This window comes from Tychonema sp. LEGE 06208 (assembly GCF_015207505.1).
Lineage (GTDB): Bacteria > Cyanobacteriota > Cyanobacteriia > Cyanobacteriales > Microcoleaceae > Microcoleus.
On the sequence record NZ_JADEWT010000146.1, the window covers coordinates 1 to 14106 of the forward strand.

Below are 14106 nucleotides of genomic sequence, written 5' to 3' on the forward strand. Positions count from 1 at the left end.
TTGGTAAAATGGAGGTAACATTTTCTATAGATGGGGTTGTTTAACGATATTGACCCCATCTTTTTTTACCATAAATCGGTCAAACCTTTGTTAGCTATGGGTTTTAACGGGGTTGTCACCCCGTCAGCCCTGCGACTTTAGTCCAGGGATGAAATGGCATTTCTAATCGGAAAGACGCAAGTCCTGACTGCAAACCTGTACGCGGGAATTCTTAGACTGTTGTGTAATATCGTTTCCCGTTGCATCGGAATAATAAAATTGAGTCAACACTTAACACTCAACCATGCAGTTTTTTGACCCGCCCGTCAACAATCAACAGTCAACAGTCAACAGCCAACAGTCATTGTATGAGTGCAACCAGAATTGATATAATATTTTATTCTAGCTGCGTCCCGACAAGAATCTTTTGCACGCGATCGCCCTTAAGTTCCAAAACCAAATTAGAAGCCTTTTGGTCATTGCTGTAAGTCAACCGAGTGGCTTCACCATGCACAGATTGCCACCCGTAACCGTAAGTTTTAACAACTTTTTGCCTGCCCTCTCCTACCTTGATACCATCAATTGTCGCCAACTTGGGATTAGTAGTAGAAATTAAATAAACTTTGCCTTCCCATGCTGCTACCGTCAATTTCGAGTAGGTTAACGTGCGAATCTTGCCACCAATTACTGAACCAGCAGATTTAGTTTCGTCTCGCTGCGGTTTTCCCAACTTGCGTTTAGCTTCTTCTACAGACATCCCCAATTTCATGCCGCTAATCTCCAAGCGCGAATAGTCGATCGCTGCGGGCTTTTGTGTCGCGCTCAGCATTGTTTCTAGGGCGATAACAGTTTTATTCATACCCGCCACAGGGCGAACTAAAGCAGCAAATCCTAAGCTCGAAATTGCGATATTGAGTATGATGCTAGCGACGGCTGTTGTCAGGAACAATTTTACCATTTTTTTTATAGCTTTATTTAGAAAATTCTTCGCCCGATCGCCCGATCGATCCGGAGCAATACTAATAATTGCGAGCCGAGAGAATTCGCACAACAGGTAAAGCCCGCTTGCTGCTGGCTGTTCCCTCCAGGGCGATCGGGCGTTTATGATAATTAATCACCGGAATTGGTGTGATATCCTAACAAAAGCCGTTGCTCCATAAAATCCGCAATTTAGATGACCGCCATAGATTCCACTAAACACCAAAAATCTAAAGCCCTCAAACCCGGAAGCCGCCGCCCCGCTAAAGAGCTTTGCAGCGAATGCGGTTTGTGCGATACATATTATATCCATTATGTCAAGGAAGCTTGCGCTTTCTTAACACAGCATATCGCAGAACTAGAAGCAGAGATTCACGGGCGATCGCGCAATCTCGACAATCCCGACGATTGGTACTTCGGAGTCAGTCAAAATATGATGGCTGCTAAGAAAAAAGAACCAATTGAAGGCGCTCAGTGGACGGGAATTGTCAGCTCAATTGCGATCGAAATGCTAGAAAAAGGCATTGTTGAAGGCGTTGTCTGCGTCCAAAACACTAAAGAAGACCGCTTTCAACCGATGCCAATAATTGCTAGAAATCGCGAAGAAATTCTCGCAGCCAAAGTCAACAAACCAACTCTGTCTCCCAACCTTTCAGTATTAGAACAAATCGAAAAATCGGGAATGAAACGACTGTTAGTAATTGGTGTAGGCTGTCAAATTCAAGCATTGCGAACAGTCGAAAAACAACTCGGTTTAGAAAAGCTTTACGTTCTCGGAACTCCCTGTGTCGATAATGTCAGCCGTGCAGGCTTGCAAAAGTTTCTAGATACAACTAGCCGCTCTCCTGAAACGGTGGTTTCTTACGAGTTTATGCAAGACTTTAACGTTCACTTCAAACACGAAGATGGTTCGGAAGAAAAAGTGCCGTTTTTTGGTTTGAATACTAAAGAATTGAAAGATGTTTTTGCTCCTTCTTGTTTGAGCTGTTTTGATTACGTCAATTCTTTAGCAGATTTAGTTGTCGGCTACATGGGCGCACCTTTTGGTTGGCAGTGGATTGTAGTAAGAAATGATACCGGGCAAGAAATGTTAGACTTGGTAACGGATCAGCTAAACACTCAGCCGGTGATGTCTCAAGGAAACCGCAAAGAAGCCGTTCAGCAAAGTATTCCCGCTTACGAAAAAGGTGTGACTTTACCGATGTGGGCGGCGAAGTTGATGGGAGTTTTTATTGAGAGAATTGGGCCGAAGGGTTTGGAATATGCGCGCTTTTCAATTGATTCTCATTTCACTCGCAATTATCTGTACGTGAAGCGAAATTATCCTGATAAATTGGAGGCTCATGTGCCGGAATATGCTAAGCGGATTGTCGCGCAGTATAAGTTACCAGAGGTCTAAACTTGTTGTAGAGTGCATCATATCGTGTCCGTTCGATTGACCGCAATAAAATTCGTTCGTAGTGCGGACTTAAGTCCGCAAAAATTCCTTTGTGTTGTAGTAATCGACAGGAAATGATATCATATATCCTGTTAATTACTATTAATTAAAAATGTTTGTAGTGAGGACTTTATTCCTAGGATTGATGCGGACTCAACTCCTCACTACGAAGGAATTTTATAGTGTCGCGAACGAAATCATCTCAAGCAATTTGGCTGTCAGTTTGATTTCGCTGAATCCAAATTTGACCACTTTTAATATCCAAATAAAACACACAATAATTCTCTTAAAATTATCTGCGTCTATCTGTGTTTGTCAGCATTTCATCTGCGGTTAACAGGCTTTCTCTAACATTTATGCAATAAGTATTTTTTCAGGTGCGTCAGTCAGAAACTGTTTAATGATTGAACAAATAAAGCCAACTGACGCATCCTAGGGTTTGCATAAAAAAGGCGATCGCACATTCCTACAAATCAGCAGCGTGTTCCTTCAATTCGTCCAAAGAAACGTATTCCAAAGTCAAGGCGTGAGTCGCAGCCAAAACCACGCGCGGCGCACATCCAGCATCCATTGCTTCCTTCCACCGAGAAGCGCACAAACACCAACAATCCCCTGGTTTCAATCCCGGAAATTTAAACTCAGGAACCGGCGTACTCAAATCGTTTCCCATTCTTTTGGTGAATTGCAAAAAATCTTCTGTCAGTTGGGCGCAAACAGTGTGAGCCCCCAAATCGCCGCCGCCGGTATTGCATTTTCCGTCTCGATAATACCCCGTCATGGGCGACGTGCAGCAAGTCTCTAATTTTCCGCCCAGCACATTTGTAGCTTCCGTCACCATCACAACTCCTCCGCAAAACTCTTCGATCTAATTTTACACAAAAGGTTGTTGTTTATAGATATTTTTCCATAACAAAGTTGATTAATTTTTTACCTCTCCGTTCTACTTCTTGCTTTTTGATCGCCATAAATCCCTGGGTTTCAAAAAAAGCTTTAGCTGTAATGCTGGCTTCGGCAAATAACTTTTTAAGTCCTAAATCTTGGGCTTTTGACTCAATTTGTGTTAAAATAAGCTTGCCAACTCCTTGTCTTTGAAAGTCTTTGTGACAGTAAAAGCGATCGATGTGGCCGTTGGCTTCTAATTCTCCAAAACCTGCGATTGTATCGCCCTCTTCTGCTACAAAAGTAAATTTACTGCTTAAACTTTTAGTCCAACTTTCAATATCGATATCGGCTGGAGCCCAAGCATCTACTTGGGCTTTTGTGTAATCGCGGATATTGACTTCGCGCACTGTGTCGTAGAACAGTTTTATAATTTTTTGGGTGTCGCCGATTTCGTAGGTTCGGATTTTCATAATCATTCAGGTGCAGATTCGCACGATTGGCGGGTTTTGGACGGAGATTGATTGCGGGTGTTTGGGATTTTGGGCTAAACCCGCCCCGACAAATCGACTCTAAAAATAATTTTACTGCACCCCTTGACAAGCTCCGCTAGTCTGTGAAAGATTAATTATAACAACTGTTCGATATACCTTATTTTTCCAAGCTCAGCCACCAAGAGCCTGTTTTGTATTCGGTTATACTATATCGGATGTTCGATATAGGAATATTTAGTCGATCGCCCTTAAATCTCCGATCACCTAGGATCTGGAATAAAAAATCAGAAGATAGATCGACCTATGCCAAAAATAGTTGACCGCGAATTGTACCGCAAAGAATTACTGAACAAATCCTTTGAGCTCTTTGCCGAAAAAGGCTATTCCTCCGTCACAATGCGAGAAATTGCCTCAGGAATTGGAGTTTCAACAGGCACGCTGTACCACTATTTTCCAAGCAAAGAAAGCTTGTTCGAGCAGTTAATTGAATACTTGAGTTATGAAGATACCAAAGAAGAAGAACTAGCAGAGTTGGGAAATCCACCCACCCTGGGAGAAAGGATTGAAGAAATGATGAATCATCTGGCAAAGAATGAAGATTATATTATGAAGAGCTTGTTGATAATGTTTGATTTTTGTCAGAACAAAAATCGCCAAGATATTGACAACAACCATGCTCTTCAGCAAGCAGGAAAGCGTTACGAAGAGGCAGTATGTTGCTACTTGGGTGTTTCCGATCCGGCCATTGCTATATTTATCATCAACTCTGTTGACGGCTTGCTGGTAAGAAGGTTTTATCAGGGGGAAAGGATATCTTTTTCTGAACAAGCGAATTTATTAAAAGAAATGCTGCTGGCTTATTTAGAAAAAAAACAACCGCAAATCTAGGAGGAATATGAATTTTCAATCTTTCATCAAGCCTAAAAATAAATTGGTAATGGGATTGGTAGTTGCTGGCGCTGCTATTAGCGTGGGTACAACTTTTTACGGCATTTCTCAGTTTGGATCTTTAGCTAAAAATGCTGAACCTTTACCCGTAGAAACACCTCCGCCCCGAAAAATCACGGCTTTGGGAAGATTGGAACCGCTGGGGGAAGTGATTCGGTTGGGGGTGTCGCAGGCGTTGGATGGCGATCGCGTGGCGAAGCTTTTAGTCAAAGAGGGCGATCGCGTCCAAGCAGGGCAGTCGATCGCAATTTTGGATGCGGGCGATCGGCTAAAATCTGCTTTAGACGAAGCCAAAGAAAAAGTCAAAGTTGCTGAAGCCAATTTAGCCAAGGTAAAAGCGGGCGCCAAGTCGGGAGAACTTGCAGCACAATCTGCGACAATTGGCAAGCTAGAAGCCCAATTGCAAGGAAACCGGGAGGCGCAACAAGCAACTGTCGATCGGCTGCAAGCACAATGGGAAGGAGAAAGGAAAGCACAGCAAGCAACTATCAGCAGAATAACTGCACAATGGCAAGGAGAAAGGAAAGCACAAACAGCAACAATTAGCCGCATAACTGCACAGTGGCAAGGAGAAAAAACAGCACAAACAGCAACAATTAACAAATTAAAAGCCGAGTCTACTAATGCCGAAACCGAATATCTGCGGCACAAAGAACTTGTTGCCGAAGGCGCTATTTCTCAATCGGTAATGGACAGCAAACGGCTGACATTAGAAACAAGTCGGCAGCAACTTAAAGAAGCCGAAGCAAATCTCAGCCGCATTAACAGTACCGCAAGGCAGCAGCTTAAAGAAGCCGAAGCAAATCTTTCCCGAATTAACAGTACAGCAACCCAGCAGTTAGCAGAAGCCGAAGCAAATCTTTCCCGAATTAACAATACAGCAATCCAGCAGTTAGCAGAAGCTGAAGCAACACTTAACCGCATCAAAAACAGTGGCAGCGAAGAACTAAAAGAAGCCGAAGCAACTCTCGACAAGATAGGCGAAGTACGCCCGGTAGATATCCAAGCAGCCCAAACCGAAATCAATAGCGTGATCGCCCAAGTCAATCGCGCCCAAACCGAATTAAATCAAGCTTACATCCGCACTCCGCAACCCGGAAAAATCCTCAAAATTCACACCCGCGTAGGAGAAAAAATCAGCGATGACGGAATTGCAGACGTGGGAGAAACTCAGCAAATGGTAGTCGTTGCCGAAGTTTACCAAACCGACATCAGCAAAATCAAGGTTGGGCAAAAAGCAGATGTTACCAGCCAAGCATTTTCAGGAGAATTGCCGGGAACTGTTAAAGAAATCGGGTTAAAAGTCAGCAAGCAAAACGTGTTTAGCAACCAGCCGGGAGAAAACTTAGACAGCCGAGTTGTGGAAGTGAAAATTCACCTGAATCCTGAAGCTAGCAAACAAGTTGCGGGATTGACAAATTTGCAGGTACAAGTAGCAATTAAAAATTAGGGAGATTGAGAAACGTGGCAGAATTAGGGCCAAATCCAAACCGACCTTATCCGATGGTAAACCAGCGCCGGGTTTGCTTTATCAAAAACTTTGTTAAATCGCCCAATATTATTGTCGGTGATTACTCTTACTACGACGATCCCATCGACCCGGAAAATTTCGAGAGAAACGTACTTTACAATTACGGGAGTGAGAAATTAATTATTGGTAAATTTTGTGCGATCGCCACCAACGTCAAATTCATCATGAACGGTGCAAACCACAAACTAGACGGCATTTCAACCTATCCTTTTCCCATCTTTGGTAACGGCTGGGAAACAGCAATGAATCTATTAATCGAACTGCCAAGCAAAGGCGATACCGTAATTGGTAACGATGTTTGGATCGGCTATGAATCCGTCATTATGCCCGGAGTCAAAATCGGCGACGGTGCGATTATTGCCGCCAAATCCGTTGTAGTAAAAGACATTCCCGCTTACACCGTTGTCGGAGGAAATCCCGCAGGTTTAATCAAACAGCGTTTCAGCGATGCTGAAGTTGCACAACTATTACAAATTCGGTGGTGGGATTGGGAAATTGATAAGATTTCGCGTAATATTAACTTAATTATGCAATCCGATATTAAAGCACTCAGTAATACTGAGTAAACTCGCCCATACAGGGATTTAAAATTAACAAAGTGGAGGTTTCCCAATGCTTAAAATTGCCTACTTAGTTCTCTGTATTCTAGGAACAGCTTTGCCCTATTCCCAGTTTATCCCGTTTCTCTTAGAAAAAGGGTTGAATGTCAACGAGTTCTTTGGACAATTATTTGCGAACCAGATTTCCGGTTTTTTCGGCATGGATGTCATCGTGTCTTCCGTGGTTTTGTGGATTTTTGTTTTTAGCGAAGGTTCGCGTCTAAAAATGAAAATTTTGTGGATTTATATTGCCAGTAATTTACTGGTTGGTGTTTCCCTAGGTTTACCTTTATTCCTCCTAATGCGCCAACGTCAACTTGAACAAGCAGCTTTAAGCGATCGACAATAAATAACTAATCACCAATTCCCAGTTTTCAATTCTCAATGCCAATGCTTCGACTTCGCTCCTATGCCCCAATACGCTTGGGTTAACACTGTTAATTCCCCGAAGATCCCCTAAATCTCCCTTAAGAAGGGGGACTTCGCAGCACCTTCTTGTTCCCCCCTTTTTAAGGGGGGCTAGAGGGGATCTGTCTTATCTGAACCGTATTGCCCAATTCCCAATTCCCAATTCCCAAACAAAGCTTATGTTTCGCAAAACACCCCTTGCTTGGTTGCAAGTAACTAGAGAAAAAACTCGCCTTGCTGTCGCTATCTCAGGAATTGCCTTTGCAGATATTTTGATATTCGTGCAACTGGGATTTCAAGATGCACTCTTCGACTCTGCCGTTAAGCCGCACCAAAGTTTACAGACAGATTTAGTTTTAATCAATCCTCAAGTTGAAACTTTTGCAGCGGTAAAACAGTTCAATAGAGAGCGACTTTACCAAGCGGAAGGAGTGGAAGGAGTCAAGTTCGTGACTTCATTATATATTGGTACGGGAGAGTGGCGAAATCCTACAAACCGCACTACTAGAAGGATTTTAATTTTTGGCATCGATCCCGGAAATATCACATTTAATTTGCCCGATGTCAATCAAAACTTGCATCAAATTAAAATGTTTAATCGCGTGTTGTTTGACCAAGCTTCTCGACCTGAGTACGGCAAAATTGCCAATATTTTTAACAAACAATCTACGCTGGAAACTGAACTAAACAAACGCAACATTCAAGTGGGAGGAGTCTTTACTCTCGGTGCTTCCTTTGTCGCCGATGGCAATGTCATTGCTAGCGATTCTACATTCATGAACTTATTTCCCGATCGCAAACCTGACGAAATTGATGTCGGCTTAATCAACCTCAAACCCGGTGCTGATATCAAAAAAGTCCAGTTAATGCTCAAAAATATATTGCCAGATGATGTTAAAGTTTTGACTTTGGCAGAATTTGCGGAAATCGAAAAAGCTTATTGGGGAAATGCTACTCCGATCGGCTTTATTTTCGGATTCGGTACAATCATCGGATTCATTGTTGGTCTGATTATCGTTTACCAAATCCTTTACTCCGACGTTTCCGATCACTTGGCGGAATACGCGACTTTAAAAGCAATGGGATATAGCGATCGCTATTTAGTCGGAGTCTTGGTTCAAGAAGCTCTGCTATTAGCTGTATTGGGTTTTATGCCGGGAATTGTTTTAGCGAACGGGCTGTATTCCTTAGCACAATCTGCTACATTGCTGCCAATTGCGATGACAGCAAATCGAGCGGTTGTAGTGTTGAGTTTGACGATCGTGATGTGTACCGGTTCCGGCGCCCTCGCCCTCCGCAAACTCCAATCAGCAGACCCCGCAGACATCTTCTAATCTGCGTTCATCAGCGTCAATCTGCCTGCATCTGCGGTCAAAAAAAACCAAAAAAATTACCATGCAAACCCTAAATTCACCCGCAAACCCAACCACCGCAACCGCACCAGTAATTTCAGTCAAAAACCTCAACCATTACTTCGGTCAAGGCTCTCTCAAAAAACAAGCCTTATTCGACATAAATCTCGACATCACCCCCGGAGAAATAGTAATTATGACGGGGCCCTCGGGTTCAGGGAAAACGACTTTGTTGACGATGTTAGGCGGTCTACGTTCGGCTCAAGAAGGTAGTCTCAAAATTCTCGGGCAAGAAATACGCGGCGCTGGAAAAAATCAGTTAACCAAACTCAGAAAGCAAATTGGTTATATTTTTCAAGCACATAACTTGATGACATTTTTAACAGCTAAGCAAAACGTGCGAATGTCTTTGGAATTGCACAAAGAAATGCTAAATCAGAATATGGATGCTTTGTCAATAAAAATGTTAGAAGCTGTTGGTTTGGGAGAGAGGGCTAATTATTATCCCGAAAATTTGTCGGGAGGGCAAAAACAAAGGGTGGCGATCGCCCGCGCGTTAGTCAGCCACCCTAAAATAGTATTAGCGGACGAACCAACCGCCGCTTTAGACAAAAAATCCGGGCGAGATGTCGTAGAAATTATGCAGAAACTAGCAAAAGAACAAGGTTGCACGATTTTGCTAGTCACGCACGACAACCGCATTCTCGATATTGCCGATCGCATTATCTACATGGAAGACGGCCGTTTAGTCACAAATTTAGCCGATCAACCTTAATCACATCTTCACTTAGCGGGCCCTACAGCATCGATCGCAGCTTCGAGGGCGATCGATACATGAGTCCAATGAGTTCCCCCCTGACAAAAAGCCACATAGGGCTCGCGCAGAGGCCCGTCAGCGGAAAACTCGGAGGTACTCCCATCAATAAAAGTACCTCCAGCCATCACCAATTGACTCTCGTACCCCGGCATCGGCGCCGGCACCGGATCTAAATAGGAACCCACCGGAGAATTTTGCTGAACCGCCCTACAAAAAGCAATTAACTTATCAGCAGAACCGAATTCGATCGCCTGAATCACATCCCTGCGCCTCGCCAAAGGAATCGGATTCACCCGATAACCCAACTTATAAAAAACATAAGCCGTCAAATGATTGCCCTTCATCGCCTCCCCCACAAACCCAGGGGCCAAAAATAAACCCTGAAACAGCAAGCGATTCAAATCAAAAGTTGCGCCTCCGCTGCTGCCAATTCCCGGTGCCGTCAAGCGACAAGTTGCAGCCTCCACCAGAGCGGCCCTCCCGGCGATGTAACCTCCTGTGGGGACGATCGTACCCCCCGGATTTTTGATCAAAGAACCAGCCATCAGATCCGCACCCACAGCAGTAGGTTCGCAATCCTCAACAAACTCGCCGTAACAATTATCCACAAAGCAAATTGTGTTAGGATTCTGATGTTTGACTAGATCGATGATTTTTTTAATCTCTGAAATAGACAGACTCGATCGCCAAGAATAACCGCAAGAGCGCTGGATCAAAACCAGGCGAGTCTTTGCTGAAATAGTAGAGCTCAATGTCTGCCAATCCACAGAACCTTCGCGAGTTAGAGGCAACTCACGGTAAAGGATGCCAAACTCAATCAGTGAACCTTGACCTTGCCCCCGCAAGCCGATCACTTCTTCTAAAGTATCGTAGGGAGAACCAGCCACTGCCAACATTTCGTCACCAGGACGCAGGATGCCAAAAAGAGCACAGGCGATCGCGTGAGTACCCGAAACAAACTGTACCCGCACAGCCGCCGCCTCTGCCCCTACTACCGCGGCAAACACCGCGTCCAAAGTTTCCCGACCCAAATCGTCGTGGCCGTAACCCGTAACCCCTGCAAAATGCTGGACTCCAACCCGGTGGCTGCGAAAAGCTTTTAAGACTCGTTGAAGATTTTGCTTGACTGTCGCGTCAATACCAGAAAAAATCTGAAAGAGTGCCTGTTCTGCTTCCTGTAGCCGTGAAACGCTATTCATCTATAACCTCGCTCACCATTTGCGTGCGCGCCGTTGATTATCGCGTAAATACGGCCTCTAGTTTGTAAACATAATATATTCATGACGATTGCAACTTCCAAAAAAACTTCTCCTGATTGGCCTGTCATAGGCTTTATGGCCTTTCTGCACATCGGCGCTTTATTTGCTTTACTGCCGGGTAATTTTAGCTGGTCTGCTGTCGGCTTAGCAGTATTCCTGCACTGGGTAACAGGTGGTTTAGGGATTACTCTCGGATTTCACCGTCTCGTTACGCACCGCAGTTTTCAAACACCCAAATGGCTAGAGTATTTTCTAGTTATTTGTGGCACCCTGTCCTGTGAAGGCGGCCCGATCGACTGGGTAGGAATGCACCGATTACACCACATACATTCTGACACCGAAACAGACCCCCACGATTCAAATCAAGGCTTCTGGTGGAGCCACATGGGCTGGATGCTCTCGGATCTACCGATCAGAGTTGAAATCCCTCGCTTTACCAAAGACATCGGCGACGACCCAGTATACAAGTTTCTCCAAGCATATTTTATACCCATCCAAGTCGTGTTCGGCGTGTTGCTTTATTTATTAGGCGGCTGGTCTTTCGTGGTTTGGGGCGTATTTATGCGGATCGTGGTGGTGTTCCACTGCACTTGGCTGGTTAACAGCGCTACCCACAAATTTGGCTACCGCACCTACGAGTCGGGCGATGGCTCGACCAACTGCTGGTGGGTTGCTGTCCTCACCTACGGTGAAGGCTGGCACAACAACCACCACGCCTTTCAATACTCCGCTCGCCACGGTCTCCAATGGTGGGAAATCGACATCACTTGGATGACTATTCAACTGCTACAATCGCTGGGTTTGGCAACCAAAGTGAAATTAGCAGAAAAATAGTAACTTGATAATTGGTAATTGGTAATTGGTAATTGGGCATTGTTGACTGCTTTCCTGCCAACTGCCAACTGCCAACTGCCAACTGCCAACTGACTAATGAGCCAGTTTTGGCGATCGGGTCAGGTTGCGTTGAACACAGATTGAATCATCTGGCGCGATCGACCCAACCAACACCACAATCAGTTATAATAGAACTAGAAACAAAAAATTTTGTTTTGCAGCCAAAATTTTTAATTTCACAATTAAATCGTAAATCTTTTTCGATCCTCATCCAAAATCTAGGGGAGCATCTAATTTTTGAAAAAAGCATTTTTTATAAAGCGTGCTGTCGGGATTTCCCGACAGCACTATTAAATGCCAAACACAGATACTCCCAAATCTATCATTCATTCATTCTCGCTCAGTTTGGGCAAGCGTGCACCAAAACAGTTCGCGACTCAATCCAAACTCTTATACGTGAATTCCAGTCTGCATCTCATCAGAAATCAAAAAAAAGAATGACAATAGCAACACAAGAAAAACTCCAATACAATTGGAAACACGTTATTAGTTTAGCAGGACTGCATATCGGAGCTTTGTTCGCATTTTTACCGAGTAACTTCAACTGGACAGCAGTTGGTTTAACAGTATTCATGCACTGGATCACCGGCGGTTTAGGAATAACTCTCGGATGGCACCGCCTACTCACCCACCGCAGCTTTCAGACACCAAAATTCGTAGAATACTTTCTAGCATTTTGCGGAGCCCTGGCCTGTCAAGGAGGAATAATTGATTGGGTTGGGCTGCACCGCTTGCACCACACCCACTCCGACCAAAATGCGATCGACCCTCACAATGCCCAGAATGGTTTTTGGTGGAGTCACCTCGGCTGGATGCTTTATAAAGGCCCCGCCCACGCTGAAATTGCTCGCTGCACAAAAGACATTTCCAGCGATCCGTTTTACCAATTTTTGCAAAACTACTTTCTCCCCATACAAATCGTCTTTGGCGTGTTGCTTTACTTCGCCGCAGGCTGGCCCTTTGTAGTTTGGGTGATTTTTGTCCGCTTAATTTTGGTGTATCACTGCACTTGGTTTGTAAACAGTGCAACTCACAAGTTTGGCTACCGCACCTACGAAACTAAAGATAGTTCTACTAATTGTTGGTGGGTTGCGGTTTTGACTTACGGCGAAGGCTGGCACAACAATCACCACGCTTTTCAATACTCTGCCCGTCACGGTATGAAATGGTGGGAAATTGACTTTACTTGGATGACAATTCAAGTCTTGGAAGCGCTAGGTTTGGCTAGTAAGGTTAAATTACCAGCAAAATAGTAATTCAGTCCTAGAGGCAGAACCTCTTTAGGGTGTGCCGAACCGCCCACCTTACCGCTTCAGAAACCGGGTTTCTTAAAGAAACCCGGTTTTTTTGTGACTAACAACCAGTTATAGCCTTTTTCAGAAAGATGAGGTACTATGCGGCATAGGGCATAGGGCATACCTCACCACGCTTGATAACCGCTATATAATACCAAATCCGGGTAACATACCCCCTTGATGATTCGGCGGTTGAAACCGCTACTACACAAACGATGTCGGCCTACGCCGACTGGTTCGTAAAAAGTATCCAAAACCCGGATTTTGTATTATAACCAATGACTAATGACTACTGACTACTGACTAATGACTACTGCCAACTGCCAACTGCCAACTACCAACTGACTAATGAGACCGTTTTTGGTCGCTGCGGCCGCGCAAATATTCTGCTAAAAATGCCAATCCTCCCGAACCTACTATTAACAGCACGCTGAGAGCATTAATATCAGGTTTCACTCCAGTCCGAATCCGGCTAAAAATTTCCATCGGCAGAGTTGTAGTCCCGCTACCTGCGGTGAAACTCGCAATCAAAAAGTCGTCCATGCTGAGGACAAAAGACAGCAGACAACCAGAAACTATGCCGGGTATTAATTGAGGGAGCAAAACCTGAATAAAAGCCTCAACAGGTGTTGCACCCAAATCTAAGGCAGCTTCTTCTAAATAGGGGTTTAAATCCGCCAATCTAGTAGAAACAGCTAGAGCGATGTAAGCCAGACAAAACACAACGTGGGCGGCGACAATTGTCCACAAACTCAGAGGAATAGCGAGGGCTGCTAAAAATACCAGAGTAGCAACCGCGCTGGCAATATCTGGAATAATAATCGGCAAGTAGGAAACTCCCTGATATAAACTTTTCCCCGGAAAGCGGTAGCGGGCTAAACCAACGGCCATTAAAGTTCCGAGTACAGCCGAGATTGCAACTGCACAAACAGCGACTGTTAAACTATTTCTGAGGGCAATTAATATCCGCGTATCGCTAAATAATTGAACGTACCAATTTAAGGTAAATCCTTCCCAGCCGGCGCTAAAACGCGATTTGTTAAAGCTGTAAAATGTGAGTACCAATATGGGCAGGTACATATAAAAAAACATCGAGATGGCAAATATGACTTGCCAAGAAATTTTAATTTTAGGTTTTAAGTACATATCGGGTGGTATTTCCTCCTGTGGATTTTTGGTGGGATTTTCCATGTCTCGTTAATCGCGAATTGGTAATTTGGGAATGGGGAATGGGG

General features: G+C 44.3%; 16 protein-coding genes. 9 read left to right on the forward strand and 7 right to left on the reverse strand.

The features are described from left to right. Window positions 1–376: 376 nt before the first annotated feature. Window positions 377–937, reverse strand: coding sequence for a hypothetical protein (locus IQ263_RS25440; protein ID WP_194070888.1), 561 nt, complete (start codon window positions 935–937; stop codon window positions 377–379). 216 nt (window positions 938–1153) lie between these two features. Between IQ263_RS25440 and IQ263_RS25445 the strand changes: the two genes are divergently transcribed. Next, entirely contained in the window at window positions 1154–2356 is a 1203-nt protein-coding gene (locus IQ263_RS25445; RefSeq protein ID WP_194070889.1) for a Coenzyme F420 hydrogenase/dehydrogenase, beta subunit C-terminal domain, read from the forward strand. 241 nt (window positions 2357–2597) lie between these two features. Here the strand turns inward: IQ263_RS25445 and IQ263_RS30045 are convergent, their stop codons facing one another. From IQ263_RS30045 to IQ263_RS25460, 3 genes are all read right to left on the reverse strand, one after another. Next, window positions 2598–2669 (reverse strand): element excision factor XisI family protein, encoded by a 72-nt coding sequence (locus IQ263_RS30045; protein ID WP_194070901.1) that lies wholly within the window; start codon window positions 2667–2669, stop codon window positions 2598–2600. Between the two features lie 192 nt (window positions 2670–2861). After that, window positions 2862–3233, reverse strand: coding sequence for a DUF2237 family protein (locus IQ263_RS25455; protein ID WP_194070890.1), 372 nt, complete (start codon window positions 3231–3233; stop codon window positions 2862–2864). Between the two features lie 52 nt (window positions 3234–3285). Then, a complete protein-coding gene (locus IQ263_RS25460) occupies window positions 3286–3747 on the reverse strand; it encodes a GNAT family N-acetyltransferase (protein ID WP_194070891.1) in 462 nt (153 codons plus the stop codon). 324 nt (window positions 3748–4071) lie between these two features. On the opposite strand from IQ263_RS25460, the gene IQ263_RS25465 reads away from it, so the two are divergent. The 6 genes from IQ263_RS25465 (at window position 4072) to IQ263_RS25490 (ending at window position 9381) form a co-directional block, all read left to right on the forward strand. Then, window positions 4072–4656 (forward strand): TetR/AcrR family transcriptional regulator, encoded by a 585-nt coding sequence (locus IQ263_RS25465; RefSeq protein WP_194070892.1) that lies wholly within the window; start codon window positions 4072–4074, stop codon window positions 4654–4656. 7 nt (window positions 4657–4663) lie between these two features. Continuing rightward, window positions 4664–6166 (forward strand): HlyD family efflux transporter periplasmic adaptor subunit, encoded by a 1503-nt coding sequence (locus IQ263_RS25470; RefSeq protein ID WP_194070893.1) that lies wholly within the window; start codon window positions 4664–4666, stop codon window positions 6164–6166. A 5-nt stretch (window positions 6167–6171) separates the two neighbouring features. Further along, window positions 6172–6813: a Vat family streptogramin A O-acetyltransferase gene (locus IQ263_RS25475; RefSeq protein ID WP_228050356.1), complete on the forward strand. Its 642-nt coding sequence runs from the start codon at window positions 6172–6174 to the stop codon at window positions 6811–6813. Between the two features lie 46 nt (window positions 6814–6859). Beyond that, window positions 6860–7195 (forward strand): DUF2834 domain-containing protein, encoded by a 336-nt coding sequence (locus IQ263_RS25480; protein ID WP_194070895.1) that lies wholly within the window; start codon window positions 6860–6862, stop codon window positions 7193–7195. A gap of 238 nt (window positions 7196–7433) precedes the next feature. Then, window positions 7434–8588 (forward strand): ABC transporter permease DevC, encoded by a 1155-nt coding sequence (gene devC, locus IQ263_RS25485; protein WP_194070896.1) that lies wholly within the window; start codon window positions 7434–7436, stop codon window positions 8586–8588. A gap of 61 nt (window positions 8589–8649) precedes the next feature. Beyond that, window positions 8650–9381, forward strand: a complete 732-nt coding sequence (locus IQ263_RS25490; RefSeq protein ID WP_194070897.1) for a DevA family ABC transporter ATP-binding protein — start codon at window positions 8650–8652, stop codon at window positions 9379–9381. Window positions 9382–9389: 8 nt separating this feature from the next. Here IQ263_RS25490 and IQ263_RS25495 read toward each other — a convergent pair whose 3' ends face one another. Then, a complete protein-coding gene (locus IQ263_RS25495; protein ID WP_194070898.1) occupies window positions 9390–10622 on the reverse strand; it encodes a methionine gamma-lyase family protein in 1233 nt (410 codons plus the stop codon). 81 nt (window positions 10623–10703) lie between these two features. On the opposite strand from IQ263_RS25495, the gene IQ263_RS25500 reads away from it, so the two are divergent. Further along, window positions 10704–11516, forward strand: coding sequence for an acyl-CoA desaturase (locus tag IQ263_RS25500; protein ID WP_194011153.1), 813 nt, complete (start codon window positions 10704–10706; stop codon window positions 11514–11516). A 267-nt stretch (window positions 11517–11783) separates the two neighbouring features. Here IQ263_RS25500 and IQ263_RS29535 read toward each other — a convergent pair whose 3' ends face one another. Beyond that, complete coding sequence (locus IQ263_RS29535) at window positions 11784–11906, reverse strand: hypothetical protein (RefSeq protein ID WP_255515929.1); 123 nt, start codon at window positions 11904–11906, stop codon at window positions 11784–11786. A gap of 107 nt (window positions 11907–12013) precedes the next feature. On the opposite strand from IQ263_RS29535, the gene IQ263_RS25505 reads away from it, so the two are divergent. After that, a complete protein-coding gene (locus tag IQ263_RS25505; RefSeq protein WP_194070899.1) occupies window positions 12014–12829 on the forward strand; it encodes an acyl-CoA desaturase in 816 nt (271 codons plus the stop codon). 387 nt (window positions 12830–13216) lie between these two features. On the opposite strand, the gene IQ263_RS25510 is transcribed toward IQ263_RS25505, so the two are convergent. After that, a complete protein-coding gene (locus IQ263_RS25510) occupies window positions 13217–14062 on the reverse strand; it encodes an ABC transporter permease (RefSeq protein WP_194070900.1) in 846 nt (281 codons plus the stop codon). Window positions 14063–14106: the final 44 nt, after the last annotated feature.

Excerpts from the sequence above, each read along its gene's own strand:
- IQ263_RS25460 (WP_194070891.1), bottom strand. The coding sequence starts at position 3,747 with ATGAAAATCCGAACCTACGAAATCGGCGACACCCAAAAAATTATAAAA.
- IQ263_RS25465 (WP_194070892.1), top strand. The coding sequence starts at position 4,072 with ATGCCAAAAATAGTTGACCGCGAATTGTACCGCAAAGAATTACTGAAC.
- IQ263_RS25510 (WP_194070900.1), bottom strand. The coding sequence starts at position 14,062 with ATGGAAAATCCCACCAAAAATCCACAGGAGGAAATACCACCCGATATG.
- IQ263_RS25505 (WP_194070899.1), top strand. The coding sequence starts at position 12,014 with ATGACAATAGCAACACAAGAAAAACTCCAATACAATTGGAAACACGTT.
- IQ263_RS25480 (WP_194070895.1), top strand. The coding sequence starts at position 6,860 with ATGCTTAAAATTGCCTACTTAGTTCTCTGTATTCTAGGAACAGCTTTG.
- IQ263_RS25495 (WP_194070898.1), bottom strand. The coding sequence starts at position 10,622 with ATGAATAGCGTTTCACGGCTACAGGAAGCAGAACAGGCACTCTTTCAG.
- devC (WP_194070896.1), top strand. The coding sequence starts at position 7,434 with ATGTTTCGCAAAACACCCCTTGCTTGGTTGCAAGTAACTAGAGAAAAA.
- IQ263_RS25490 (WP_194070897.1), top strand. The coding sequence starts at position 8,650 with ATGCAAACCCTAAATTCACCCGCAAACCCAACCACCGCAACCGCACCA.
- IQ263_RS25440 (WP_194070888.1), bottom strand. The coding sequence starts at position 937 with ATGGTAAAATTGTTCCTGACAACAGCCGTCGCTAGCATCATACTCAAT.
- IQ263_RS25470 (WP_194070893.1), top strand. The coding sequence starts at position 4,664 with ATGAATTTTCAATCTTTCATCAAGCCTAAAAATAAATTGGTAATGGGA.
- IQ263_RS29535 (WP_255515929.1), bottom strand. The coding sequence starts at position 11,906 with ATGAATGATAGATTTGGGAGTATCTGTGTTTGGCATTTAATAGTGCTG.
- IQ263_RS25445 (WP_194070889.1), top strand. The coding sequence starts at position 1,154 with ATGACCGCCATAGATTCCACTAAACACCAAAAATCTAAAGCCCTCAAA.
- IQ263_RS25500 (WP_194011153.1), top strand. The coding sequence starts at position 10,704 with ATGACGATTGCAACTTCCAAAAAAACTTCTCCTGATTGGCCTGTCATA.
- IQ263_RS25455 (WP_194070890.1), bottom strand. The coding sequence starts at position 3,233 with ATGGTGACGGAAGCTACAAATGTGCTGGGCGGAAAATTAGAGACTTGC.